General features: G+C 67.0%; 21 protein-coding genes. 19 read left to right on the plus strand and 2 right to left on the minus strand.

Annotated features, from left to right (window positions below; translation table 11 throughout):
• The first annotated feature begins 126 nt into the window (after positions 1-126).
• From mshA to QP140_RS04025, 3 genes are all read left to right on the plus strand, one after another.
• Positions 127-1,401 carry a D-inositol-3-phosphate glycosyltransferase gene (mshA, locus tag QP140_RS04015; protein WP_284758317.1) on the plus strand — a complete coding sequence of 425 codons (1,275 nt, stop codon included), beginning with the start codon at positions 127-129 and terminating at the stop codon, positions 1,399-1,401.
• A gap of 44 nt (positions 1,402-1,445) precedes the next feature.
• Entirely contained in the window at positions 1,446-2,045 is a 600-nt protein-coding gene (locus QP140_RS04020) for a YbjN domain-containing protein (protein ID WP_148811564.1), read from the plus strand.
• An 88-nt stretch (positions 2,046-2,133) separates the two neighbouring features.
• Positions 2,134-2,886 carry a phosphoglyceromutase gene (locus tag QP140_RS04025; protein ID WP_284758318.1) on the plus strand — a complete coding sequence of 251 codons (753 nt, stop codon included), beginning with the start codon at positions 2,134-2,136 and terminating at the stop codon, positions 2,884-2,886.
• A gap of 148 nt (positions 2,887-3,034) precedes the next feature.
• Here the strand turns inward: QP140_RS04025 and QP140_RS04030 are convergent, their stop codons facing one another.
• Positions 3,035-4,030 carry a hypothetical protein gene (locus QP140_RS04030; protein ID WP_284758319.1) on the minus strand — a complete coding sequence of 332 codons (996 nt, stop codon included), beginning with the start codon at positions 4,028-4,030 and terminating at the stop codon, positions 3,035-3,037.
• 23 nt (positions 4,031-4,053) lie between these two features.
• On the opposite strand from QP140_RS04030, the gene QP140_RS04035 reads away from it, so the two are divergent.
• The 5 genes from QP140_RS04035 to QP140_RS04055 all read left to right on the plus strand — a co-directional run bounded on the left by QP140_RS04035 (position 4,054) and on the right by QP140_RS04055 (position 8,424).
• Positions 4,054-4,992: a Ppx/GppA phosphatase family protein gene (locus QP140_RS04035; RefSeq protein ID WP_070758552.1), complete on the plus strand. Its 939-nt coding sequence runs from the start codon at positions 4,054-4,056 to the stop codon at positions 4,990-4,992.
• Between the two features lie 108 nt (positions 4,993-5,100).
• Positions 5,101-6,420, plus strand: coding sequence for a hypothetical protein (locus QP140_RS04040; protein WP_284758321.1), 1,320 nt, complete (start codon positions 5,101-5,103; stop codon positions 6,418-6,420).
• Positions 6,421-6,591: 171 nt separating this feature from the next.
• Complete coding sequence (gene proC / locus QP140_RS04045; RefSeq protein ID WP_070761141.1) at positions 6,592-7,428, plus strand: pyrroline-5-carboxylate reductase; 837 nt, start codon at positions 6,592-6,594, stop codon at positions 7,426-7,428.
• Positions 7,429-7,824: 396 nt separating this feature from the next.
• Positions 7,825-8,031 carry a helix-turn-helix domain-containing protein gene (locus QP140_RS04050; protein ID WP_041628442.1) on the plus strand — a complete coding sequence of 69 codons (207 nt, stop codon included), beginning with the start codon at positions 7,825-7,827 and terminating at the stop codon, positions 8,029-8,031.
• Positions 8,032-8,322: 291 nt separating this feature from the next.
• The gene (locus tag QP140_RS04055; protein ID WP_012359487.1) at positions 8,323-8,424 is read left to right on the plus strand and encodes a 30S ribosomal protein bS22; all 102 of its coding nucleotides are present in this window, start codon (positions 8,323-8,325) and stop codon (positions 8,422-8,424) included.
• Between the two features lie 185 nt (positions 8,425-8,609).
• On the opposite strand, the gene QP140_RS04060 is transcribed toward QP140_RS04055, so the two are convergent.
• Positions 8,610-9,431, minus strand: a complete 822-nt coding sequence (locus QP140_RS04060) for an HAD family hydrolase (RefSeq protein ID WP_284758325.1) — start codon at positions 9,429-9,431, stop codon at positions 8,610-8,612.
• 198 nt (positions 9,432-9,629) lie between these two features.
• Between QP140_RS04060 and QP140_RS04065 the strand changes: the two genes are divergently transcribed.
• The 11 genes from QP140_RS04065 to QP140_RS04115 all read left to right on the plus strand — a co-directional run bounded on the left by QP140_RS04065 (position 9,630) and on the right by QP140_RS04115 (position 24,991).
• Entirely contained in the window at positions 9,630-9,881 is a 252-nt protein-coding gene (locus QP140_RS04065; RefSeq protein ID WP_284758326.1) for a glutaredoxin family protein, read from the plus strand.
• A gap of 300 nt (positions 9,882-10,181) precedes the next feature.
• Positions 10,182-11,666, plus strand: a complete 1,485-nt coding sequence (locus QP140_RS04070; RefSeq protein WP_284758328.1) for a glutamyl-tRNA reductase — start codon at positions 10,182-10,184, stop codon at positions 11,664-11,666.
• Entirely contained in the window at positions 11,656-12,606 is a 951-nt protein-coding gene (hemC, locus tag QP140_RS04075) for a hydroxymethylbilane synthase (protein ID WP_284758329.1), read from the plus strand. Before QP140_RS04070 ends, hemC begins: the two co-directional genes overlap by 11 nt.
• A 94-nt stretch (positions 12,607-12,700) precedes the next feature.
• Positions 12,701-14,482, plus strand: coding sequence for a uroporphyrinogen-III synthase (locus tag QP140_RS04080; protein WP_148811572.1), 1,782 nt, complete (start codon positions 12,701-12,703; stop codon positions 14,480-14,482).
• Between the two features lie 68 nt (positions 14,483-14,550).
• A complete protein-coding gene (locus QP140_RS04085; RefSeq protein ID WP_284758331.1) occupies positions 14,551-17,331 on the plus strand; it encodes a multicopper oxidase domain-containing protein in 2,781 nt (926 codons plus the stop codon).
• A 5-nt stretch (positions 17,332-17,336) separates the two neighbouring features.
• Positions 17,337-17,879 carry a hypothetical protein gene (locus QP140_RS04090; RefSeq protein WP_284758332.1) on the plus strand — a complete coding sequence of 181 codons (543 nt, stop codon included), beginning with the start codon at positions 17,337-17,339 and terminating at the stop codon, positions 17,877-17,879.
• A gap of 109 nt (positions 17,880-17,988) precedes the next feature.
• Positions 17,989-19,014, plus strand: a complete 1,026-nt coding sequence (hemB, locus tag QP140_RS04095; protein ID WP_284758335.1) for a porphobilinogen synthase — start codon at positions 17,989-17,991, stop codon at positions 19,012-19,014.
• A gap of 72 nt (positions 19,015-19,086) precedes the next feature.
• Positions 19,087-20,010, plus strand: coding sequence for an MFS transporter (locus QP140_RS04100; protein WP_284758337.1), 924 nt, complete (start codon positions 19,087-19,089; stop codon positions 20,008-20,010).
• Positions 20,011-20,019: 9 nt separating this feature from the next.
• Positions 20,020-22,827: a heavy metal translocating P-type ATPase gene (locus QP140_RS04105; RefSeq protein ID WP_148811576.1), complete on the plus strand. Its 2,808-nt coding sequence runs from the start codon at positions 20,020-20,022 to the stop codon at positions 22,825-22,827.
• Positions 22,828-23,007: 180 nt separating this feature from the next.
• The gene (hemL, locus tag QP140_RS04110) at positions 23,008-24,351 is read left to right on the plus strand and encodes a glutamate-1-semialdehyde 2,1-aminomutase (protein WP_284758338.1); all 1,344 of its coding nucleotides are present in this window, start codon (positions 23,008-23,010) and stop codon (positions 24,349-24,351) included.
• A gap of 34 nt (positions 24,352-24,385) precedes the next feature.
• On the plus strand, positions 24,386-24,991 hold the full coding sequence (locus QP140_RS04115; protein ID WP_284758340.1) for a histidine phosphatase family protein: 606 nt from the start codon (positions 24,386-24,388) through the stop codon (positions 24,989-24,991).
• Positions 24,992-24,993 lie beyond the last annotated feature (2 nt).

Here is a 24,993-nt window from a genome sequence, read left to right on the forward strand (position 1 = left end):
ACCAACGCTAGCTGCTTCCGTGACATTTGTGTGTGAAAACAAATAACTCGCGAGAAATATTAACGCCGGCGGGGGAGGCGTCCTCAACGGGGCTGGAACCAGTGGGGGAACGTAGGATCGGAAAGCATGCGCATCGCGATGATCTCTATGCACACCTCCCCGCTGGAACAGGCGGGAACCGGCGACGCCGGCGGAATGAACGTCTACATCCGCAACACCGCCGAACAGCTGGCCAAACAGGGCTTGAGTGTGGACATCTTCACCCGCGCCACCCGGCCGCTGCAGGGGGAGGTCGTGGAGCTCGGTGACGGCGTGCGGGTGATCAACTGCGTGGCCGGGCCCTACGAGGGCCTGAGCAAGGAGGAGCTGCCGACTCAGCTGGCCGCGTTCACCGGCTCCGTGCTCGCCTTCGCCCGGGAGAATGGGCTGAGTTATGACCTCATCCACTCCCACTACTGGCTCTCCGGCCAGGTCGCGTGGCTGCTGCGGGACCTGTGGAATATCCGCTGGGTGCACACCCCGCACACGCTGGCCGCGGTGAAGAATAACTACCTCTCCGAGGGTGATAACCGGGAGCCGGAGTCCCGCCGCATCTGCGAGCAGCAGATCGTGGACAACGCCGACGTCCTCATCGTCAACACCGAGGCCGAAGTTGCGGACGTCGAGCAGGGTTACGACTCCCATAAGGCCCGCATCGCGGTGGTCACCCCCGGCGCCGATATCGAGAAGTTCACCCCCGGCACCGAACGCGCCACCGAGAACGCCCGTCGCGCGCTAGGAATCCCGCTGTCTGCGAAGGTCATCGGCTTCGTGGGGCGCCTCCAACGCCTCAAGGGGCCGCACGTGCTGCTGCAGGCCACCGCGACCCTCATCGAGCGCTACCCGGACATGCCGATCCGCGTGCTGATCTGCGGCGGGCCGAGCGGCTCCGGGCTGGAGCGACCGAAGTGCCTGGAGGAACTCGCCGAGGAGCTGGGGATCTCGCGGGCGGTGCGCTTCCTGCAGCCCCGCCCACCCGAGGAGCTTGTCTCGATCTACCAGGCCGCGGACGTGGTGGCGATGCCGAGCGCGAATGAGTCTTTCGGCCTGGTCGCCCTGGAGGCGCAGGCCACCGGCACGCCCGTGGTCGCCACCCGAGTCGGCGGGCTGCAGGCCGCGGTCGCGGAGGGGAAGTCTGGCCTGCTAGTCGACGGCCAGGATCCGCAAGCCTGGGCCGATGCGCTGGGCCAGCTGCTTTCCGACGACGACCAGCGCATCGCGATGGCGGAGTACGCGCCCCAGCACGCCGCCCGCTATAGCTGGGAGAATACGGCCAAACAGCTGGTGGAGCTCTACCGAAGCCTCCCGACGATGCCGGAGGAAGGTCCCGCGGAGCGTCACCCTGCGGGCAGCGCGAATTAATGCTCGGGCCTTCCGCGGCCCGGCTGCGGGGGTAGGTTGGGGGCATGAACCTCGAAAAGATCTCTGCGCTCTTAGACGAAGCCGACGTCGACTACGTCGAATCCGGCGGCAACCTGGTTGTCGTCCTCCCGGGGGAACGCAGGCTCAAGACCAACTGCCTCTTCATCCCGCAGGAGGGCATGTTCCGGGTCGAGGCCTTTGTGTGCCGCGCGGTGGAGGAGGCCCAGGAGGAGGTCTACCGGCTGCTGCTGCAGGCCAACCGCCGGACCTACGGGGTGCATTACACCCTCGATGGCAATAACGACATCTACCTGGTTGGGCAGTTCGGCGAATCCACCACTGCCGAGGACATCCAGCGGATCCTGGGGCAGGTGCTGGAGCGCGCGGACGGGGACTTCAACCGCATCCTGGAACGCGGTTTCGAATCCTCCATCCGCCACGAGTGGGCCTGGCGGCTTTCTCGCGGCGAGCCGACCTTCAACCTGGGGGCCTTCCAGCGCCTGCGTCCCACCGACGAAGAGGTCGACCAGCTGGCTCCCATGCCCGGCAAGTCCCCGCGCGAGGTGGTGGCCGAGCAGGCCGCCGCACCGGCAGAGGCTGAGGAGAAGACAAGCAAGGAGGCCACTGGCCAGGACACGGAGTAGCGGGCCGCGCCCGGACAGCGCGGGAGTGTGCCCCGCGAACGGGGCCACCTGCCGCCTGGGCCACAACGTTTCATGGCAAAATGGAGGTATGAGCAACACTGAAGGAACACTGATCCTCCTCCGCCACGGGCAGAGCGAATGGAACGCAACGAACCAGTTCACCGGCTGGGTGGACGTCAGCCTCACCGACCAGGGCAAGGCCGAGGCCAAGCGGGCCGGCCAGCTGATTAAGGACGCCGCTGTCGAGCCGACCGTCCTGTTCACCTCCCTGCTGCGCCGTGCGATCATGACCGCGAACATCGCGCTGAACGAGGCAGACCGCCACTGGATCCCAGTGCAGCGCGACTGGCGCCTCAACGAGCGCCACTACGGTGCGCTGCAGGGCCTGAACAAGGCCGAGACCCGCGATAAGTACGGCGAAGAGCAGTTCATGTCCTGGCGCCGCAGCTACGACACCCCGCCGCCGCAGATCGACGTGGACAGCGAGTACGCGCAGACCAAGGACGTGCGCTACGCCGATCTGCCGGAGGTTCCGCGCACCGAGTGCCTGCAGGATGTCGTCAAGCGCCTCGTCCCGTACTACGAGGCTGAGATCGAGCCACGCCTGAAGGCGGGGGAGACCGTCCTCGTCGTCGCGCACGGCAACTCCCTGCGCGCGCTGGTCAAGCACCTCGACGAGATCTCTGATGAGGACATCGCCCAGCTGAACCTGCCGACCGGTATGCCGCTGGTCTACAAGTTCGACAGCAACGGTGCGGTCAAGGTCAAGGGTGGCGAGTACCTCGACCCGGAGGCAGCGGCAGCCGGTGCGGCCGCGGTGGCCGCCGAGGGCAAGAAGTAATACCCTCCACCGAGCTCACCACGTAAGGCTCATCACCTAAGCGAAACGCCCCAGGAAAAACTTCCTGGGGCGTTCGTGCGTCGAGTGGGGCGCGCTGACATCCTGTTCGCGCTGCCGCAGCCCACTCAAGCGCGACTGGGCGGGCGAACTAGAGCTTGCGCTCGCGGGCCGCCCGGGTCGCCGGGTGGATCGTGAGCAGCGGGAAGCCGCTGGGTGCCAGCGGAGCCCCCGCCTCGTTCTGCTCTCCGGTGGCCGCGGCGCGTGCCTCCAGGGCCTCGCAGTGTTCCGCCAGCACCTCGTAGGACTCCTCGCCGATGAGCTCCACCAGCTCGTCTTTGTGGGTGCGCCACATGGCATCGGCCGACCCGCCCTGGCCCTCGGCGCTGCCTGCGTGGCAGTTCGGGTCCGTGGTGCACCACCAGTCGAAGTCCGCCCCGCCGTCGCCCCAGGCGCGGCGGTTGTACTCCGTGATCGTGGTGCGCAGCATCTCCTGGCCATCGGGGCGGGTCTCCCAGTCCTCCAGGCGGCGCAGCGGCACCTGCCAGCAGACCTCCGGCTTGGACTCCACGATGGACTCGCCGTTCTCGGTGGCCCAGATGTGCAGCGCGCAGCCGATGCCGCCGTCAAAGCCCGCGCGGTTGGCGAAGATGCAAGCGCCGTCGACAGTCTTGGTCTTCAGCGCGGGCTCCATCTCGCCCTCGTCGTTTTCCAGCTCGTCCCACTCGAGCCACGGCTCGAGCTCCCCGTCAGCCTGCTCCTTCTCTCCCGGGGTTTCGCCCGGCGTGTAGAGCTGCCACTGTTCGGGGCTGAGCTCCTGGACCACACGGTTGAGGTTGGCGCGGTCGTCGTCGTCGGTAAGAAAAGCACCGTGGACGCAGCAGGCCACGCCCGGGTCGGCGGCGACGTCGATGCCGTGGCAGGCGTCCGTACCGAAACGGCAGCGGTAGGTGGACATCAGCCAGGTCAGGTCGATCTGGATGATGTGCTCGGAGTCGGCCGGGTTGATGAATTCCAGCCATTCGCGGGGGTAATCGCCGGGCAATTCGACGCCCCGGCGTACCGAAAGGTCAGCTGGGGTGCCGTCCGGATAGCCGGATGCGATGGGGTGGGGGGAATTTGGCTCGCTATTTCTCACGCAATCCACCGTAGACCCGATAGGCTGAAAACGTGAGATTAGGTGTCTTGGACGTTGGCAGTAATACGGTTCACCTCGTGGTTGTGGATGCCCAATACGGTGGCCCGCCAACTCCCATGAGTAATTGGAAAACCCCCATGCGGTTGGTGGAGTACCTCTCGAAGAAGGGAAACATCAACTCGAAGGGGATCGATAAGCTCACGCGCGGCGTGGGGCTGGCTTCGGAGATGGCGGAACAGTTCCGCTGCGAGGAGCTGCTGCCGTTTGCGACGTCGGCGATCCGTTCCGCGAATAATTCCGAGAAGGTGCTGGACGCCGTCGAGGACGCCACCGGCGTGCGGCTGCAAATCCTCACCGGCGAGGAAGAGGCCCGGTTGACCTTCCTCGCGGTGCGTCGCTGGTACGGCTGGTCGGCTGGCCGGATCTGCGACCTCGACATTGGTGGCGGTTCCCTGGAGATGTCCGTGGGAACTACGGAGAGCCCGGACGTGGCGCTGAGCCTGGATCTGGGTGCGGGCCGGTTGACTCGGGAATGGTTCGACAGTGATCCGCCGTCCCGGAAGTCCGTGAAGAACCTGCGGGAGTTCATCGAGGAGCAGCTGGACGCCAATATCAAGGAATTCCAGGATGCCGGCCCCATCGACGTGGCGGTGGGGACCTCTAAGACTTTCCGCATGCTTGCCCGCCTGACTGGTGCGGCACCGAGCTCTGCGGGGCCACGCGTGAAGCGCACCCTGACCCAGCCTGGCCTGCGGCAGCTCATCGCTTTCATCTCCCGCATGACGGCGGCGGACCGCGCAGAGCTGGAGGGCGTCAGCCAGGAACGGTCCCACCAGGTGGTGGCTGGCGCGCTGGTCGCGGAGGCGGCGATGCGCAAACTGGACCTGGATTCCTTGGATATCTGCCCGTGGGCGTTGCGTGAGGGAATGATCTTCCACCACACGGACGTGGCTTTCGAAGATTTTTCTTAGTTTCCTAGCGCCATTAGGGTGTGGAATGAACAAAACCAAAAATGGCGCTTCGTATACTATGCGAAACAGTTATTTGTATGTTCACGTGGACATTGATGGGAACATTCGATGAGTGAGAAGCTTACGGTCGCGGAACTGCTCGCCCGCAGCGGTCGCACATCTTCTGATAGCGGCCGCCGCCGGCGCCGCCGCAGCCTCGACGAGGGTGGCATTTCCGTTGCCGAGCTGACCGGCGCGATCCCGGTCGTCGAGGACGCCGAGAGCGAAGCTTCCACCGCGCCCGCACCGGGCGCTGACAAGCGTGAGCAGCCCACGGTCGATCGGGCTGAGGCCGGGGTAAAGCAGGCCGATAAGGCTGAAAAGACGGCGAAGCCTGAGCAGGCCAAGCAGGCTCAGGCTGCCGAGCAGGCTGAAGATAAGAAGGCTGAAGCCGAAAAGGCGAAGCAGGCCGAGGCCAAGCAGGCCAAGGAGGCTGCCGCAAAGAAGGCCGCCGAGGAGAAGGCTGCGGCGGAGAAGGCGGCTGAGGAGAAGGCCAAGAAGGCCGAGGCTGAAAAGGTTAAGCAGGCAGAAGCCGAGAAGGCGAAGAAGGCCAAGGAAGCTGCTGCCAAGAAAGCCGCAGAGGAAAAGGCCGCGGCGAAGAAGGCCGAAGAAGAGGCTGCGGCCAAGAAGGCTGCGGCCCAGAAGGCTGAGCAGAAGAAGCCTGAGCCCAAGAACGCGGCTGCCGCTAGCTCCGCGATTGTCGACCGCCGCGAGGTTCCGGCACAGCGTCCGGAGGAACAGACCTCCGAGATCCCGGCTGTTACCGATAAGGCCGCGCCGGCGAAGAAGAACACCGAGCCGTCCACCGAGCAGACGGCCCTGATCACGAAGGTCACCGCGGACCAGGCTGAGGGCGCCGAGGCCGCACAGAAGCCTGCGGCGAAGAGCGCTTCGGCTACGAAGGCGCCGGCCAAGAGCCCTGATCGCAAGGACGCTGACCAGAAGGGCTCTGGCGCCGGGGCCGCGGCGGCTGCTGCCACCGCCGGTGCTGCCGGCACTGCCGCCGCGACGCGGGGCTCCGATGCGGAGCGCAAGGGGGAGCAGCCCGCTCCGGAGGAGTTCCACAGCCCTGAGGAGCTCGAAGAGCTGCAGCGCACCCTCGGCGAAGACGAGGTCATCGAGTACGAGGATGACACCATCTCCTGGCCAGCCCTCATCGGCCAGGCCATCGCGGCCATCCTGGTCGGCATTGGCGTGTTCCTCGGATTCAAGCTCCTGTGGGGCTCCCTGCCAGCGGTGCTGGTGCTGGTGCTCGCCCTCGCGGTGACCCTCGTGATGGTCGGCGTGGTGCACGCACTGCTGCGCCACCGCGACAAACTCATCATGATTCTCACCTTCGTGGTGGGCTTGGTACTCACCATCGGCCCACGGCTGATCATGAGCATCTAAGTTTCTGCGCGCCGCGAGGCGCGCTTTTCTTTTTGCCGCACCAGCCACGTTCGGGCGGGGTGCTGTGGCGCCGGAGGGCGACGTCCTCACAACTGGATGCGAGACCACCGAAAACGGGGGAGCTGCACGCAAGCGCTGCAATCGACGCGCCGGGCTGGCACCCTGGAGGGCATGACTCGAATCGCAATCATCGGCGGCGGGAACATCGGCGAAGCATTGATCGCCGGGCTCGTCGCAGACGGAATTGACCCGAAGACCATCATCGTCGCGAACCGCAGCGAAGACCGGCTCACCGAGCTGGCGGACCGCTACGGGGTGCTGACCGCGGAGGACTCGGTCACCGCCGCGGTGGAAGCGGACGTCCTGTTCAACTGCGTGAAGCCCGACGGCACGCTCTCCGTTTTCGACGAGGTCGCGGAACAGCTGGACGATAACGACGCCACGACGGTCGCGGTCTCCGTCGCCGCTGGCGTGACCATCGGTGCGATGGAGAATGTGCTGCCTGCGGGCACCCCGGTGGTGCGCGTGATGCCGAATACCCCGATGCTGGTCGGCAAGGGGACCAGCGCGATCGCGGGTGGCCGCTTCGCGACGGAGGAGCAGCTGGAGACGGTGCGCGAACTGCTGGCCAAGGTGGGCACCGCGGTGATCGTCAAGGAGAAGGACATCGACGCGGTCACGGCGGTCTCCGGGTCCGGCCCGGCATACTTCTTCCTCGTCGCCGAGGCGATGGTGGACGCAGGCGTGAACCTGGGTCTGCCACGGGCGCTGGCCGAAAAGCTCGCGATCGGTACCGCAGAGGGTGCAGCCCAGATGATGGCCAACGGCCTTGCCGAGGGTGGTGACGGCCCGGTGGAGCTGCGGGCGAAGGTCTCCAGCCCGGGCGGGACGACCTCCATGGCGACCCGCACCCTGGAGGAGGAGGGGCTGCGCCGTGCCTTCTTCCGCGCGATGGAGGCGTGCCGGGACCGCTCCGTGGAGCTCGGCGCCCCACCGAAGGGGGACTAGGGGAGCACGGGGTGTCGTGGGGGAGGCAGCGCATCGTGGGGGTGTGAAGTGATAGCGCGTAAGGGGGTTAAGAGCGGTGCGTGAGGGGTCGCATCGTGGGGCCTGCCGCAATGCGCGGCGGGCCCGATTTTTGTAATTTCAAGACTCCCGGGGCGGGGAGAGTCTCAAGTGAAACTTGAGGTGGGGGTGGTGGGTGTTGAACTGTTTGCACTGGTCAACCCAAGTCACAAAAAGAAACAAATAGCACTTTCGACATAATCGTCCCTGAATGCGCAAGCGTCACTTGGTTCACGTTATAGTAGTGAGGAAAGCGTGGCCGCGTGACGTCCTGCAGAAGGGGAAGTCTGCAGCGCGGGGCCGTGTGAAGAAAGAGATAAGACTTTTATGGCTAACCCAATGGGTGGAAATGACAAAGGAACCTTTCTGACCGTCGCTGAGGTCGCAGAGCTGATGCGCGTGTCGAAGATGACCGTGTATCGCCTGGTGCACGCTGGCGACCTGCCAGCGGTGCGTGTGGGTCGCTCCTTCCGCGTCCACGAGCAGGCAGTGAGCGAGTATCTCGGTGCGTCCGTCTACGACGCCTCCGAGGGGCAGACTGGTTAGAAACCCTCCCCGACCGTGGCTTCAGCGCCATAGCAGTCGGGGTTTAGCGCTGCCACCGCGGCATAGAAACCGGCCCTTATGGGCCGATTTTTGTGCGCTCAGCCACTGGAGCGGTAGAATTTAATAATTCGTGTCCTATGTGAGCTCCCGGGTCGCCCCGGCGATGAAGCGCTGAAGCGTAGGGCTCGCCTTGTTCGCTGACTTCCGGGCGGCAGCCGCCTACCGGGGCTGCGGAACCGTCGCGATGGCGCGGCATACGAGTTTTCAACAATTTGAAGTGAGGTGCCCACGATGGGTTCTGTGATTAAGAAGCGCCGCAAGCGCATGTCCAAGAAGAAGCACCGCAAGATGCTGAAGCGCACCCGCGTGCAGCGTCGCAAGCTGGGCAAGTAAGCCGTACCGGGCCACGCGCCCGATTCGCGGCTCGCGAGACAATTCTCGCGACGAGACGGCTGCGATGCCGCCGCACGAGCCCCAGTGGGAGCCAACCGGCCCCGCTGGGGCTTCGTGCTGTTTAAACACTGGAAGCTGGAATGCCCGCGCTGAAGGAATCCAGCGGGGCGGCGGGCACTGGAGACCTAGCGCCGGGAGAGTGCGCCGGTGAGGGCGGGGAGGAGAAACCACCCCACCGCCCCGGCTGCCAGCATGCCCGCCGCCGTCGCGCTGGCTTCGGCCGCCAGCAGCGTGCGCTTCGGATCGTGCTTTCGGTACTCCACCGTCGGCCAGCCCCGCTCCCGGGCTGCCTCCGCCAGGCGGGGATCAGCGTTGACCGCGACGGCCCGGCCGACCAGGGAAAGCAGCGGCATGTCGTTAAAGGAATCCGAGTACGCCACGCAGCACGAAAGATCGTAGCCCTGCTGCTCCGCGAGGGCAGCCACGGCATCCCGCTTCTCGGGGCCGTGCAGGATATCTCCCACCAGCCGGCCTGTGAACCTCCCATCGGAGACTTCCGCCACCGTTCCCAACGCCCCGGTGAAGCCCAGGGCCCGGGCTATGACCTGTGCGAGCTGCACCGGTGCCGCGGTAACCAGCCACACACTGTGGCCGGCCTCCAGGTGCTCCTCGGCGAGCTCCCGGGCACCCGGGAAGATCCGCTGGGCAATCGTGCTCTCCCAGATCTCCTCCGTGAGCGCCACGACCTCGGCCTCGCTGCGGCCACGCACGATCTCGAGCGCCCGCTGCTTGCCGGAGGCGATATCCGGCTGGCTCTCGGTGCCGGAGAGGATGAACTTCGCCTGCTTCCAGGCGAAGCCCGCGATATCCCCCACGGTGAAGAAGCGCCGGGAGGCCAGCCCCAGCGCCAGCCAGAGGGAGGACGCCCCCTTGATGATCGTGTTGTCCAGATCGAAGAATGCCGCGGTGCTGGGGTTTTGCGGAACATCCGCTTTGGGCGGGGACAACCTCAGTGTGCCGCCCGCGGCCAACCATGCCCCATGGACGGAGGCTCGGCCGCTTTCTAATTGTGTTGGGGTGACGGGGGAAAAGCTGTGTTGGCTCGGTTGGCTAGGTTGGGTCGGTTGAATGATTTGGATGGGTTGGCTGACACGGAAAGCTGTTGACTTAATCTCGCCCACGGCTACCAAGGTACCGTTGAATCCGTGACTGGTGATGAGAAGAAAATCGTGACCCTCCTGACCCGCGCAACCTGCGGCTCCTGCGCCCGGGTCTGGGAACAGATCCGCCCGGTCGTCGCGGCGAAAAACGCCACGCTGGAGCGGGTCGACGTCGACGAGGACCCGGAGCTGAAAATGGAATTCGGTGACCGCGTGCCCGTCGTCCTCATCGACGATGAGGAATTCGCCTGCTGGGAAGTCGACAACGAAGAGCTCGCGGCTGCGCTTGAGGGCTAAAACGGCAACGCGGGGCACCACGGAACATCACAGTTGGGCTGCGCGCTGTGCCCAACGTCCCGTCCCTATAACAGTCGGCTATGCCTGTTTTGTCATTGGGGTCGGTTAAGGGATACCGTAGGTAGCTGTTAAAGAGCCGATGGCAAGCGTCGGCAGGGGAGCTGCGCCCATCAGCAGCATCTGGCTACCGACCTCGTCGGCTGCGGTGCATCACCCCACCACGGGGGAGCATTCGGCCCACCGTCGGCGGCCCCAAGACCCGGGTCCGACTCCCGGTTCGCGAGGAGGCACGCAAGACCGATGGCTGGGCACGTCCAAACCGGTTCCGCCGCCGTGCTGCTCGTCGGGCTTTCCTTCCGCTCCGCCCCGGTGTCCCTCCTCGAGCAGGTCTCCACGGTCGATAGCGACCTTCCCAAGCTGGAAAATGCCCTGCTGGATCACGACTCCCTCTCCGAGGCGCTGGTGCTGTCCACCTGCAACCGGATGGAGTTTTACACCGTCGCCAACGCCTTCCACCCCGGCCTCGACCACATCGTGGACACCATCGCCACCTACTCCGGGCTCGCCGACAGCGAGCTGGAGCCGCACCTCTATGTTCATTATTCGGACGCCGCGGTGGAGCACATGCTCAACGTTGCCTCCGGCCTGGACTCCATGGTGCTGGGGGAGCAGCAGATCATCGGCCAGCTCCGCGGCGCCTACGAGGAGTCGAAGGAGGCCGGTACCGTCGGGCGCACCCTCCACGACCTCACCCAGCGAGCCCTGCGCACGGGCAAGCGCGTCCACAGCGAGACGGAGATCGATTCCGCCGGCTCTTCGATGGTCAGCTTTGCCCTCGACCGGGCCCTCACCGTGCTTGGGATCCCGGAGGCCAGCAGTGACGCGTTGAGCGGACGCCGCGCCGTCGTCATCGGGGCCGGCGCGATGTCCTCCCTCGCGTCCACCCACCTTGGCCGTCTCGGCATCGAGCACGTCACCGTCGCTAACCGCACCGTCGAGCGCGCCGAGCAGCTGGCCTCCCACGCGGTGGAGGCAGGCGTGCCGGCCCGCGGCATCGGCCTGGACGAACTGCCCGCGGCGCTGACGGGGGCGGACATCGTCGTTTCCGCGACGGGTGCGGTGGGAACCGTCGTCAGCGCGGCGGACATCAAGGCTGCGCAGCAGGTCCGGGAGGGTCGCCAGCAGGTGCTGATCGACCTGTCCATGCCCCGCGACATCGAGCAGGCCACGGCCGACGTGCCGGGGGTCGCGCTGCTCAACATCGAAGAACTCACCGGGATGACCGAGGACACCCTCGAGGACGAGGACGCCGCCCGCGGCATCGTCGCCGAGGAGCTCGAGGGTTTCCTGGAGCAGCAGCGCGCCCAGGCCGTCGTCCCCACCGTCAAGGCCCTGCGCCAGCAGGCGATGGACGCGCTCAGCAACGAGATGCTCGCGCTGCAGCGGCAGACGCCGGGGATGTCCGACGAGGACCGCGAGGCTGTGAACCGCTCGATGCGCCGCCTCGTGGAAAAGCTGCTGCACACCCCGACGGTGCAAGCCAAGAAGCTCTCCGCGGCGGGCCAGTCCGTCAGCTACCCCGATGCCCTGGCTGCCCTGTTCAACCTTCCAACCGGCATGACCCAACAGGTCAGCGCGGTGAAGGGCGCGAACGCGGGCAGTGGGCAGCGGAAGCAGCAAAAACCGCAAGAAAATCGAGTATCCGCCGCGCGGGCCGTGTACCGCTCGACCTACCAGGACCTGACTCAGGCCTCGACCCCAGGAGGGAAAGACGATGACAGATAACCGCCGTTTGCTCGTCGGTACGCGTGGCTCCACGCTGGCTACCACGCAGGCAGGCCATGTCCGCCAGGGCATGGCCGACGCCGGCTACGAGGCCGAGCTGCATATCGTCCACACCCCGGGGGATGCCTCCCAGGCCTCCCAGATCCCGGTCGCGAAGGTCGGCGTGGGTGTGTTCACCGAGACGTTGCGCACCGCATTGGACGAGCGCGAATGCGACGTGGCGGTGCACTCCTTCAAGGACCTGCCGACCGCCCCGGACGCCCGCTTCCGTGCGGTGGTTCCGGAGCGCGTGGACTCCCGCGAGGTTCTGATCAGCGTGGATAACAAGAAGCTGATGGAGCTGCCGGAGGGCGCGAAGGTCGGCACCTCCGCGCCACGTCGTGTCTCTCAGCTGCGCGCCCTGCGCCCGGATCTGGAGATCCTGCCGCTGCGCGGGAACATCGGCACCCGCATGGGCCGGGTCGGCGACGACCTGGACGCCGTGATCCTCGCCCGCGCCGGGCTGGAGCGCGTCGGCTGGCTGGACAAGGCCGCCGAGTCCATCGACCCGGAGCTCATCCTGCCCGCCCCGGCGCAGGGCGCGCTGTGCGTGGAGGTCCGCGCGGATGACGAGGAGGCTTGGAACTCCGTGGCTGCGCAGAACCACATCCCGAGCTATGCCTGCGTGGTCGGCGAGCGCACCGTGCTCTCCACCATGGAGGCGGGCTGCTCCGCCCCGGTGGCCGCACACGCGACCCTCAACGAGCAGCAGAACCAGCTGACCGTGACCGGTGGTGTGTTTGCCATTGACGGCTCCCGCAAGCTGCTGGAGACCCGCACCGTGGACATCGACCTGGCGGGCGACTGGCGTGCGGCTGCCGCCGGCGTCGGCGCCCAGATCGGCCGGATCCTGCTGGACGCCGGAGCCGCAGAACTCGTGGCGGAGGCCCGCGAGAGCTAACAGTGGGCTCGCGGAACCCCAGGGTGGGGTGCTGCGAGCTGCCTCACCCCGCCACCCGAAAGAGCGTTCCCCTTCGGAACTGCCCCGAAATGACATGGAAAAGATCAGTATGACTACCTCCGGACTTACCCCGCAGGGGACAGGCCGCGTCCTGTTCGTTGGTGCCGGCCCCGGAAATCCGGAATTGCTGACCGTTCGCGCCCAGAAGGCCCTGGAGAGCACCGCCCACGCGTGGGTGGACCCCGAGGTCCTGGAAGGCGTGCGTGCCCTGGTGGGTGCCCAGGTGCCCGTCCCACAGCACAAGATCGATGCTGCCGAGGCCGAGTGGCAGGCCAAGGTCGCCGCGGCGAAGGAGGCGGGCGCCCGCCGGAAGCCGCCCCGTCCCGCACCGCCGACCGCGGCTGAAATCCGTCTCGCCGCACCCTTCGTTGGGGAGGGGGCCGTTGCAGAGGGGGAGGCCGAGCCGGTCCAGCAGCTGACCGCGAGCCAGATCGCCGAAGAGATGGTCGCGCTGGCCCGCGAGGGCGAGGACGTCATCCGCCTGGTGGCTGGCAACCCGCTGTCCAACCAGGCCGTGATGATGGAGCTGCAGGAGGTCGCGAACCTGGGTGTGGACTTCCAGGTCGTCCCTGGCATGACGGGCTCTGTCGCGGTGCCCGCGTTCACGGGTATTGGCGTGGGCTCCGACTTCACGGAGGCCGATGTGCGCGGTGGCGCGGACTGGGACCAGCTGGCCTCCGCGGGGCTGCCACTGATCCTCACCGCCGCGCCGGGGGACCTGGCGACCATCGCCAGCGAGCTGAAGGAACGCAATATCCCGGGCTCGACCGCGGCCACCGTCACCCTGCATGGCACGACCCGTAAGCAGCGTAGCTACGACGTCACCCTGGACACCCTGAAGTCTGTTGCGGCGGCCTCCGGACCCGCGGCGAAGGAAGGCGAGCTGCCGGAGCAGCTGCTGGTCACGATCGGTTCCCAGGCAGGTAACCGCAGCAAGTACTCCTGGTGGGAGAACCGTGCCCTCTACGGCTGGACCGTGCTGGTGCCGCGTCCGAAGGCGCAGGCCGCGCCGATGAGCACGCGGCTAGCGAGTCACGGCGCGATTCCCGTGGAGGTGCCGACGATCTCCGTTGAGCCGCCCCGCACCCCGGCGCAGATGGAGCGCGCCATCAAGAACCTCGTGGACGGCCACTACCACTGGGTGGTCTTCACCTCCGTCAACGCGGTGAAGGCGACCTGGGAGAAGCTCCAGGACTTCGGCCTGGACGCCCGCGCCCTGGCTGGTGTGCGCGTGGCCGCAGTGGGCCCGAAGACCGCCAGCGCGGTGCAGGCCCTGGGTATCACCCCGGAGCTGCTGCCCAAGGACGACGCCCGCAATGCCTCCGGCATCGTGGACGTGTTCCCGGCCCGCGACCCGGATCTGGACCTGGTCGACCGGGTGCTGCTGCCGCGCGCGGACATCGCGACGGAGGTGCTGGTCGAGGGGCTGCTGAAGCTGGGGTGGAAGGTCGACGACGTCGTCGCCTACCGCACCGTCCGCGCTGCCCCGCCGGCCCCGGAGATCCGCGACATGATCAAGTCCGGCGGCTTCGACGCGGTGTGCTTCACCTCCTCCTCGACGGTGAAAAACCTGGTGGGTATCGCCGGTAAGCCACACTCGCGGACCATCATCGCCTGCATCGGCCCGATGGCGGCCCAGACCGCCCGGGAGCACGGGCTTCGGGTGGACGTCATGCCGGAGGTCGCTGGCGTTCCGGAGCTGGTGGACGCGCTGGCCGCCCACGTGGCGGACCTGCGTGCGAAGGGGCAGCTGCCGCCACCGCGGAAGCGCCGCCGCCGTCGGAAGAAGACGAGCGAGCAGACCGCAGCGAAGTAGGGGAGAAGCTAAGACACCCGTCGGCACGTGATGCCGGCGGGTTTGTGCTTCTCAGTAGGCTGGAGAACATGGCGAAAGACGGTACCGGGTTGCGTAATGGGCGGCAGTCGTGGCACCGGCGAGCTGGCCGTCCGGTCAACATCTGGCTGAGCCTCCTGCTGGTCGCCGGGTTGGTGCACCCCGCTCTGCCCGAATATCGCTGGGTGCTCATCCACCTGCTGACCTTGGGTGCGGTGACCAACTCCATCGTCGTGTGGTCCCAACGCTTCACTGAGCAGTTGCTCGACCAGCGATGCCCGGATTCCGCCCGGCCTCGCCAGCTGAGGCGCATCTGGGTGCTCAACGCAGGCATTGCGTTGACGATGATCGGTCAGCTCGGCAAGGGTGCCGAAGGCTCTTTCGACGCCGCGCTGACGATCGCGCACAGCATCACGGTTGGTGGTGCTGCGGTCGTGGGCTTGAGCTTGTGCTCGCATGCGCTAAGCCTGCTGCAGCAGGCTCGCAAAGCCCGGGCCAGCATGGCGCACAGCCTGCCACTGGTGCCCGTCAGTGCGTATATTCTTGCGGCGCTGTTCCTGCCGATCGGCGCGGTCGCGGGCGCGCTCCTGGCAGTGGGTATGCCCTCACCGTGGCAAGAACGCCTCCTGCTGGCGCACACCGCGGTGAACGTGCTGGGCTTTTTAGGCTTTGCCGCGGCCGCCAGCCTGGCATTCCTCGCCCCGCAACTGCAGAGCGCGCTGGGCAGCGGCAAGATACGCGACGGACGCCCTGGGGTGGGGCATGCGACTCGGCGGCTGTGGGTCGTGATCATCCTGCAGGGGACTGGGGTCCTCAGTATCGGCGGCGGCGCGCTCCTTGACCAGCGTTTCGTGGTCCTTGGCGGGCTTGTCGCTTATGTGGCCGCCTGGGGGATCCTGTTGTCCACCTATGCCCCAGCACTGCTGCGCGGGATCTTCAGCGGGAATGCGCCGGTGTTTGCGGGCGTGGCCATGGTGGCTGCCCCGCTGTGGCTCATCGGTGGCTTGCTGTGGCTCGCAGGTCAGATCGCCATCGGCACCCCGGCCAGCCAGGCCACGCTGCCAACACTGGCGTTGACCGTGGGCTTTGCGGCCCAGCTGCTGTTGGGGGTGATGAGCTATCTGCTGCCGACCACGATCGGTGGCCCACGCCCCGCCGTCAACGCGGGCCTGAAGGCTTTGGATTGGGCTGGACCTTTCCGCACGGTGCTGCTGAACCTGGGCTTGGCAGTGTGGCTGCTGCCGATCAGTAGCTGGCTGAAGGTCGCCGTATCTGTGCTGACCCTTCTGCCACTTGCGCTCGTGGTGCCACTGATTCGCAGGGCTGTTAAGGCCCAAGGTGCGCAGCTGGCCGCCTTCGCACGCGGGCGCCGAGAGAAAGCCGCCGAGCGCCCTGAGGTCGAGCGGGCGGATCAGCCCGGCGAGGCGACCGCTGGGGTGTCGGAGGCCCGCCAGAACCCGGTGGGCAGCACGCGGCGCGGTGGCGTCGCCGAAGTAGCCGCTGCCATCGCGACGATTGCCCTGGTGCTGGCCAGTGGCGCAGCTCTTGGGGGATCCGGTGGTGCCACGAACACTGCTACCGATTCGCAGGTTGCCCCCACAGGCAACACGGTGCGGGTGGAGGTGTCCGCCAAGGGCATGGCCTTCCACCCCGACAGTGTCACCGTAGAACCCGGCGACAAACTCGAACTCGTGCTCACCAACGATGACAAGCAGGACCACGACCTGAAGCTCGCAACCGGGGCCGAAACGGGGCGCGTCTCTCCGGGCGAGACCCGGGTACTGGACGCCGGAGTCATCAGCGCGGACGTGGAAGGGTGGTGCACCATCGCGGGCCACCGCATGCAGGGCATGACCTTCATGGTCCACACCAGCGGGGATGGCGATGCGTCGCAGGCTGCCGGCGGAGGGATCCGGTCGGGACACACTGCTCATGGTGCCGGTTCCGTCAACGCCGGCGAGGAAGTACCCGATACGCCGCTCGACCCGAGGTGGATGCGGGACCCGGAACTCGCACCGACGAGCGCGAACCGCACCCACCGGATCACCATCGACGTCCAGCAGGTCCAAGGCGCCCCGCACGAGAGCGGAGCCACCCGCGGTTGGTGGACCTTCAACGGCAAACCGATGGGGCCGACCCTGCGTGGCAAGGTCGGGGATACCTTCGAAATCGTGCTGAAGAACTCCGGCACGATGAACCACTCCATCGACTTCCACGCGGGCATCGTCTCCCCGGATGAACCCATGCGGGACATTGCCCCGGGGGAGCAGCTGATTTACCGTTTCACTGCAGATAACGCCGGGATTTGGATGTACCACTGCGCGACAATGCCGATGAGCTTGCACGTGGCGGCCGGCATGTTCGGCGCAGTGATCATCGATCCGCCGGACTTGGATCCGGTGGATAAGGAGTTCCTGCTGGTGCAGTCGGAGGTCTACGGTCTGGACTCAGACTCGGAGCAGCCGGTGAACGAGGAACTCCTGCAGGCCGCCCAACCGAGCGCGGTGGTGTTCAACGGGCTGGAGAACCAGTACATCCAGTCCCCGTTGCGCCTGGAGCCAGGGCAGCGGGCACGGTTCTGGTTGCTCAATGCCGGACCGAACATCGCGGAGAGTTTCCATATCGTGGGGACGCAATTCCCGGTGATGTACAAGGAGGGTGCTTACACGGTGCGCAACCAGCCGAGCGGTGCGGGGCAGGCGCTCGACCTTCAGCCCGCGCAGGGTGGATTCGTGGAGGCGGAGTTCCCGGAGGCGGGGACGTACCCCTTCGTCAATCACCGCTTTGTGGACGCCGAACGCGGCGCGACGGGGCATGTTGTGGTGAAGTAGGGGCCATGGCAGCAAAGAAGAAGCACGGCGGTTCCAACCCAGCTGGTGGTACACCGCCGCGGGACACCCGCAACGTCGTCCCGGTGCGCCCGCTCGCTGAGTTCGATGGCCTCCCGGAGGGTTTCGCTCAGGGGGAGGACGTCCCGATCCTCGCGACGAGTGCGTGGGGCGGGCCCAAGGGGCAGAAGCAGCAGATCGGGCTGGCAGCCTGGGGCGAGCTGCCCGCGGTGAACGCGGCGGACCCGTTCGTGATCGCCAGCCCGCACGTGCCCAGCGAGGTTCGGCTGTACGTCCGCGGCGAGGTGGGCACCCCGGACTTCAAGGAGCCGCGCGAGCCGCTGCTCATCGCGGAGGCCGGTGAGGCGCTGGCCGGGGCGGAGGTGCGGCGCACGCTGCTCGGAACGATGATCCATCCGCCGGCGGAGCTGCTCGCTGAGGTGGAAGGTTCGGCGGGGCTGCGGGCCACCGTCGAGGCCTTGTGGATCACGGAGGACGGCGACGAGACCGTGACCTGGGCCGTGCGCCTGGCTGATGAGGTCACCGAATAGCTGACCCTCGGCATCCCCGGGGAGAGCTCCGAGCGTTGCGCGAGCAGCCCACTCCGGAGCTGGGCTCGTCCGCACGGTGGTGTCTGCCCCGTGGCGTACCATCGGTGTTATGTCTGAATCCGCACAGAATTCCCAGCTGCAGTTCAATATTCCCCGCCGCCCGCGCCGCCTGCGCACCAATCCGGTGATGCGCGATTTCACGGCGGAGACCAGCCTGAACCCGAGCCAGCTCGTCCTGCCGATGTTCGTCGCGGACGGACTTAGCGAGGCGAAGCCGATCAGCTCCCTGCCTGGGGTCTACCAGCACACCACCGACTCCCTGTTGCGTGCCGTCGAAGAGGCCGCAGAGGCGGGCGTGGGCTCCATCGACCTCTTCGGTGTCCCGCTGGACGAGGATAAGGACGCCACCGGCTCCGTGGGCGTGGACCCGGAGGGGATCCTGAACAAAAACCTCCGTGCGATCCGTAAGGAATTCGGCAACGACATCCTCGTCATGGCCGATACCTGCCTCGATGAATTCACCGATCACGGCCACTGCGGGGTGCAGGGCGAGGATGCTTTTGGCCAGCAGATCGTGGACAATGACGCCACCCTGGAGCAGTACGCTGCCCTCGCGGTCGCGCAGGCGGATGCTGGCGCCCACATCGTTAGCCCGTCCGGAATGATGGACGGCCAGGTCGCGGTCATCCGCGCGGCCCTGGACGCCTCCGGCCACGAGGACGTCTCCATCATGGCCTACTCCGCGAAGTATGCCTCTGCCTTCTACGGCCCGTTCCGCGAGGCCGTTGGCTCCAGCCTGACCGGCGACCGCCGCACCTATCAGCAGGACCCCCGCAATCGCCGGGAATCCCTGCTTGAGACCCAGATGGACATCGATGAGGGCGCGGACATGGTGATGGTCAAGCCTGCGATGCCGTACCTGGACGTGCTGCGGGAGGTTGCGGACATGTCCCCGGTTCCGGTCGCCGCTTATCAGGTGTCCGGTGAGTATGCGATGATCAGTGCAGCAGCCCAGAACGGTTGGATCGATCTGGAGCCGGCGATCATGGAATCCCTGATCGGGATTCGCCGCGCTGGTGCAGACATCATTCTGACTTATTGGGCGACGACCGTCGCGAAAATGCTGCGCGGCTAGCCGAAAGATGTGCCGACAATCCCTTGATTGTCGGCACGTATTTTCTCCACACGACCCCTTGATCTGCGATTTATGAGCAACTCTTCTTCTCCCACTCCTTCCGGGCAGTCCCGTCCGCCGCGACCGCGCGGCCAGCAGGGCCAGCAATGGGAGGCCAGCCCCGATAGTGGGCACATCCCCGGCTACCCCAAGCCGGAGGACGGCGGCCCGGTCGCTCCCGGTTGGAACAATCCCCAGGGGCAGGGCAACCAGCGGCAGTCGGGCAATGGTTCCCAGAATCAGGGAAACCCGGACCCGGGCACGCCACCGGAACTGCCGAAGCCCCCGAAGGTGGGACGCCCAGATGGCCTCGCACCGAGCCTCAAGGGTGCGCCGGAAAACGTCCGCCTGGGCGTGCGCGCCTGGCTGGCGGTCAGTGGCCTGCAGATCCTCTACGCCCTGGTCCAGTTCGTCGCGAACTTGAGCGACGACCGCGACCTGCGCCGCACCGTCACCAAGACGATCGAGGAGGGGGCCGGTGTTCCCGACGAGGTGACGGAGAACGTCTCCATCGACACCCTCGTCCTGGGGACGAATGCCCTCACGACCGCCTGGCTCATCATCGCGGCCCTGATCTGCGCGTGGCTCACGCTGCGTGCCGGGCGCGGCGCGGTGTATTCCCGCATGTTCCTCAACGTGGGCTCGGTCTACCTCATGCTCACCGCGGTGCTGATGAGTCTGTCTTCCGGGCCACCGACGATGGCGGTGGGCTTCGTCCTCGCTCTCGGCGTGCTCAGCATCCTGGCCGGCGTGACCGCGGGCGTGGGCATGTGGTTCATGTCCCGCCCCGGTAACGCGGAATGGTTCGGCATCCCGAGCCGCGAAGAGGTCGAGCGCTATGCCGAGGAATACGAGCAGGCCCGCCGCGAGCGCGATAAGCACAAGAGTGGAAAGAAGCGTCGCCTCCCCTGGGGGAAGTCCCAGGATGGGAACGCTGATAGCGAAGATAAGGCCTAAGCTGAGCCGATGGCGGGAAAATTCTCCACACCCCAACCCGGGCGGGGCGACGACATCCAGGAGCTCGACCTGGCGATCGCGCAGGCCCGCAGCGCGGCCGAAGCGGCCGGCGTGGACGTCGAAAAGTACGACGCCGAAGAACACAGCAACGTGCTCAGCACGGGCAACGGACTTTCGTCCTACGCCTTCCACCTGGAAAACCTGGAGTCGGCGGCGCAGGCGACCTCCCTGGAGTACGAGCTCAACGCCATCGACGGGGTCGAGGCAGTGGTGGTGTACTCCGCCAACATGGTGTGGATCTCCGCGCTGGATAGCGTGCGGCCCGACGAGGTGCAGCGCCACCTCGAGGACGCCGGGATCCGCGGGCATCTCACCGCCTCCTCGCTGCGCCGCCGCGCCACGCGACTGACGAAGCAGGACCCGCGCATCCGGTCCCGCCGCGAATCCGCCCGCGAGCGTGCCATCATGGCCGCCCGGCGCCGCAAGGAGGGTGCGGGGGCGCGCCGCCGTGGGGAGGCCCGCGCCGGTGAGGTGCTGCACACCGCCCGCGAGCTGGTGACCGCCTGGCGGCTCATCATCGCGGTCGTCTTCGGCCTGCCTGTCGTGGCGATGCAGATGATCCCCTCCCTGCAGTTCGACTGGTGGCAGTGGGTGTGCCTGGCGCTGTCCACGGTCGTCGTCGGCTGGTCGGCCTGGCCCTTCCACCGCGCGATGGTCGCCGGTGTGCGCCGCAGCATGTCCGCCCTCGACGGGGCGAGCAGCCTAGCGATCCTGCTGGCCTACGGCTTCTCCGTGCTCTCCCTGATCACGACCTCCGCCTCCGACCCGACGTGGCGGGCCAACACCGTGTGGCTGGCCCGCACCTGGTCGGATCCGAGTTTCGAGGGTGCGATCTTTTTCGACGTCGCGTGCGGCGTGACGATCCTGCTGCTCTTCGGTCGCCTCCTTTCCCGGCGGAACCAGATCCGCACCCGGGCCGTGCTGGCGGTGCTGCAACCGCCGAAGAACGAGCCGATCACCGTCATTCGGAAGAACAAGTCGGAGAAGAAGGTCATCTCCACCGCGGAGATCAGGCGCGGCGACGACGTCCTGCTGGAAACGGGAATGACGTGCCCGGTGGACGGCGAGGTCATCAGCGGCCGCGGCGTCGTGGACATGGGGCCGGTCGGGGGAGTGGACCGCAAGAAGGAGCTCGTGGTCGGCGATCGGATTTACGCCGGGGCGACGAATCACGGGCAGACGCTCAAGGTGCGCGCCTACGCCACTGGCTCGCACACCCGCCTGGCCGCGATGGGGCGCTGGTTCACCCACGCCGCGCAGGACGAGAACCGGATGGCGCAGATCACCAACCGCTCGGCCGGCCTGCTGGTGCCGTGGGCTTTTGCCATCGCGGTGGTGAACTTCTGCATGTGGCTGATCTTCAACGGCTCCCTAGACGCGGCCGTGGCGACCAGTCTTTCTGTCCTCGCGGCGGTGGGCCCGGTGGCGCTGGCACTCTCCGCGCCTCTGGCCCTGCGCCTGGGCCTGGCTCGGGCGGCGAATTACGGCATGTTGCTGCGCGATAGCGCGACGATCCATCGGCTCTCCGGCGTGGACTCGATCATCTTCAACCGGCTGGGCACGCTCACCCGGGCACCGATGAACGTGGTGAACCTGACGGTCGCGCACGGGGAGCACCCGGAGCTGGTGCTGCGCGTCGCGGCCTCGCTGATGATGGAGTCCGAGCACGCGGTCTCCAAGGCGATCGTCCGCGCGGACCGCGAGACCCGCGACGCGAACTCCGGCTTCGACACCATCCCCGTGTGGCTGGAAACCGGCGAGGTAAAGGTGAATGCCGAGGGCACGTTTGTGGGCTCCATCGACGTCCCGGTCCCGCCGAAGGGGAAGAACTATAAGGACGTGGTGCGCCGCGACCGGCACGAGCTGCCGGCCTCCCCGGAGCTGACGGATGACGAGAACGTCCGTCGCGTCACCGCCCGGGTCTGGCGACCAAAGGACCTGGGCGAGGTGCGCGACCCGCACCTGGCCTCCGCGGCGCTGTCCGGTGGCAGCCCCGTCGTCGTGTCCTGGAAGGGTAAGGACCGCGGCGTCATCAACGTCGCCGATGCTTTTAAGGACGACGCCGCCCTCGCGATCGAGGAGCTGGAATCGATGGGGGTGGAGACGCTGATGATGTCCCGCGACATGTACCCGGTGGCCCGGCATCTGGCGGATTCCATCGGGGCGTCTACCGTGCTGGCCGGCGTGGTGCCGGGTAAGAAGGCCAAGGCCGTGCGCGGCGTGCATGCCCGTGGGCACCGGGTGGCGATGGTCGGCGATCAGGATTCGATCGGCGCACTGCGGGTGGCAGATGTCGGCATCCTCATGGGCTCCCCGAGCCGGACGGAGGCCGATAGCGCGGACGTGGTCCTGCTTCGGGACGACGTCATGGCGATCCCCACCCTGATTAACTTCGTCCGCCACGTGCGCAACACCGTGGACTGGAATGTGTGGCTGGCCTGGGCGTATAACGCTATCGCGATCACCCTGGCTGTGGCGGGTGTGATGAACCCGATGGCCGCCACGGTGGTCATGCTGCTGAGCTCCACCGTCATCGAGTGGCGCAGCTCCCGCATCCTGCGGCACAACTACAACGCCGCCACGATGCGGCACACGCACACCTGGCAGGGCTGGGTCGAGCGGCTGCGCAGCCGCCGGGAGCGCCGCCGTCGGGCGGAGCAGCGCGAGCAGTTCGTGGAGAGCGCGCGCCTGAACGCCACGGAGGATGGACGGGAGCTGCAGGAGCACATCACCGGCCCCGGCGTCGCCGGTCGCTAGGGGTCGAGATATTCGCGCGCCGGGGTGAACAGCCGCGCCCGGCGCAGTCGGCTTGCTAGGCCAGAAGCCTGCTGGCCAGGCGGGCCCACGGGCCGGCAGGGGTGTCCGGGGCCATCGGTAGGATGAGGGGCATAGTGTATGAAAACCACGAGGATCTTTAAAGAAAGGGCGATGTAGGCGATGGCTTCGACCAACACCAACGTCAACGCGGCAGCCGAGGAGCGCCACCACGAGAGCGCGGCGGCGATGGAGCGGGCACGCCGCTTCATCCCAGGGGGTGTGAACTCTCCGGTGCGCGCCTTCGGCTCTGTCGGCGGGACCTCCCCGTTTATCACCTCCGCCTCCGGCTCCCAGCTGCAGGATGCCGATGGCCTCAGCTACGTGGACCTGGTGTGCTCCTGGGGGCCGATGATCCACGGGCACGCCCACCCGGAGATCGTCGAGGCCGTGAAGTCGACCGCCTCCCGCGGCCTGTCCTTCGGCGCCCCGACCTCCCTGGAGGTCGACCTGGCTGAGGAGATCGTCAACCGCACGAGCGTGGAGAAGGTCCGCCTGGTCAACTCCGGCACCGAGGCCACCATGTCCGCCGTGCGCCTGGCCCGTGGCTTCACCGGTCGCGACAAGATCCTGAAGTTCGAGGGCTGCTACCACGGCCACGTGGACTCCCTGCTCGTCGCCGCCGGCTCTGGCGTGGCCACCTTCGGCCTGCCGGACTCCCCGGGCATCACCAAAGCCGCCGCCAGCGACACCGTCGTGGTGCCGTACCGCGACATCGAGGCCGTCAAGAAGGCATTTGCGGAGAACGAGGGCCAGATCGCCGCCATCATCACCGAGGCCACCCCGGGCAACATGGGCACCGTTTCCTCCATCACTGCGGACGGCACCAGCTTCAACGCCCAGCTCAAGGAGATTGCGCACGCCAACGGCGCTCTGCTCATCGTCGACGAGGTCATGACCGGCTTCCGCGTGGGATACCAGGGCTGGTTCGGCAAGGACGGTGTCGCCGGCGACCTCACGACTTTCGGCAAGGTCGTTTCCGGTGGCCTGCCTGCCGCGGCCTTCGGCGGCCGTGCCGACATCATGGACCACCTGGCCCCGGTCGGCCCGGTGTACCAGGCGGGCACCCTCTCCGGTAACCCGGTCGCGATGGCCAGCGGGCTGGCGTCGTTGAAGCTGGCGGACGAGGACGCCTACCGCACCCTGGACGCCAACGCTGAGCGCCTGATCGGCCTGATTACCGAGGCGCTGGACCGCGAGTCCGTGGAGCACCACATCCAGCGCGCTGGGACGATGTTCTCCGTGCGCTTCGCGGGCGGCGAGGGCGCGAACTTCGAGGAGATGAAGGCCGCGGAGACCTTCCGCTACCCGGCCTTCTTCCACGAGCTGCTGGACAACGGCATCTTCGCCCCGCCGAGCGTGTTCGAGACCTGGTTCGTCTCCACCGCGCTGACGGACGCGGACTTCGAGCGTTTCGAGGCCGCCCTCGTGCCAGCCGCGAAGGCAGCCGCCGCCGCGGAGGCTTAGGCGCAGGCCGGGTCGGCCGGTAAGCTCGACAAGCATGACAACCATCGTGCATTTGGTTCGCCACGGCGAGGTCCACAACCCAGATCGGATCCTCTACGGTCGCCTCCCTGGCTACCGGCTTTCCGCCCGGGGCGAGAACATGGCTCATGCCACGGCCGCCGACCTGGCCGACCACCACGTCACCCACCTGGTGGCCTCCCCGCTGCAGCGCGCACAGGAGACGGCCCGGCCCTTCGCCGAGAAACTCGGCCTGGAGATCCAGACCGATGAGCGGGTCATCGAGGCGGGTAACGACCTCGAAGGTCTGCATATCAAGGGGGTGCGCTCCGCGCTGTGGAACCCCAAGCGCTGGCACGTGCTGCGCCGCCCGGCCGAGCCGAGTTGGGGTGAGCCCTATACCGAGATCCGCGACCGCATGTGGGAGGCCGTGGAATCCGCCCGCGCTGCCGCCCGCGGTTCCGAGGCCGTGATCGTGAGCCACCAGCTGCCGATCGTGATGATCCAGCGCGACGTGCGCGGCCAGAAGTTGGCCCACAACCCGGCCGCCCGCCAGTGCAACCTCGCCAGCGTGACTTCCCTGATCTTCGAGGGCAAGGAGCTGGTGGACATGATCTACTCCGAGCCCGCAGCCGATATTTAACG

It is taken from the genome of Corynebacterium sp. UMB9976 (assembly GCF_030212265.1).
GTDB lineage: Bacteria > Actinomycetota > Actinomycetes > Mycobacteriales > Mycobacteriaceae > Corynebacterium.

Coding starts and splice junctions, on each gene's coding strand:
- mshA (WP_284758317.1), top strand. CDS start 127: ATGCGCATCGCGATGATCTCTATGCACACCTCCCCGCTGGAACAGGCG.
- QP140_RS04020 (WP_148811564.1), top strand. CDS start 1,446: ATGAACCTCGAAAAGATCTCTGCGCTCTTAGACGAAGCCGACGTCGAC.
- QP140_RS04025 (WP_284758318.1), top strand. CDS start 2,134: ATGAGCAACACTGAAGGAACACTGATCCTCCTCCGCCACGGGCAGAGC.
- QP140_RS04040 (WP_284758321.1), top strand. CDS start 5,101: ATGAGTGAGAAGCTTACGGTCGCGGAACTGCTCGCCCGCAGCGGTCGC.
- proC (WP_070761141.1), top strand. CDS start 6,592: ATGACTCGAATCGCAATCATCGGCGGCGGGAACATCGGCGAAGCATTG.
- QP140_RS04050 (WP_041628442.1), top strand. CDS start 7,825: ATGGGTGGAAATGACAAAGGAACCTTTCTGACCGTCGCTGAGGTCGCA.
- QP140_RS04055 (WP_012359487.1), top strand. CDS start 8,323: ATGGGTTCTGTGATTAAGAAGCGCCGCAAGCGCATGTCCAAGAAGAAG.
- QP140_RS04070 (WP_284758328.1), top strand. CDS start 10,182: ATGGCTGGGCACGTCCAAACCGGTTCCGCCGCCGTGCTGCTCGTCGGG.
- hemC (WP_284758329.1), top strand. CDS start 11,656: ATGACAGATAACCGCCGTTTGCTCGTCGGTACGCGTGGCTCCACGCTG.
- QP140_RS04080 (WP_148811572.1), top strand. CDS start 12,701: ATGGAAAAGATCAGTATGACTACCTCCGGACTTACCCCGCAGGGGACA.
- QP140_RS04085 (WP_284758331.1), top strand. CDS start 14,551: ATGGCGAAAGACGGTACCGGGTTGCGTAATGGGCGGCAGTCGTGGCAC.
- QP140_RS04090 (WP_284758332.1), top strand. CDS start 17,337: ATGGCAGCAAAGAAGAAGCACGGCGGTTCCAACCCAGCTGGTGGTACA.
- hemB (WP_284758335.1), top strand. CDS start 17,989: ATGTCTGAATCCGCACAGAATTCCCAGCTGCAGTTCAATATTCCCCGC.
- QP140_RS04100 (WP_284758337.1), top strand. CDS start 19,087: ATGAGCAACTCTTCTTCTCCCACTCCTTCCGGGCAGTCCCGTCCGCCG.
- QP140_RS04105 (WP_148811576.1), top strand. CDS start 20,020: ATGGCGGGAAAATTCTCCACACCCCAACCCGGGCGGGGCGACGACATC.
- hemL (WP_284758338.1), top strand. CDS start 23,008: ATGGCTTCGACCAACACCAACGTCAACGCGGCAGCCGAGGAGCGCCAC.
- QP140_RS04115 (WP_284758340.1), top strand. CDS start 24,386: ATGACAACCATCGTGCATTTGGTTCGCCACGGCGAGGTCCACAACCCA.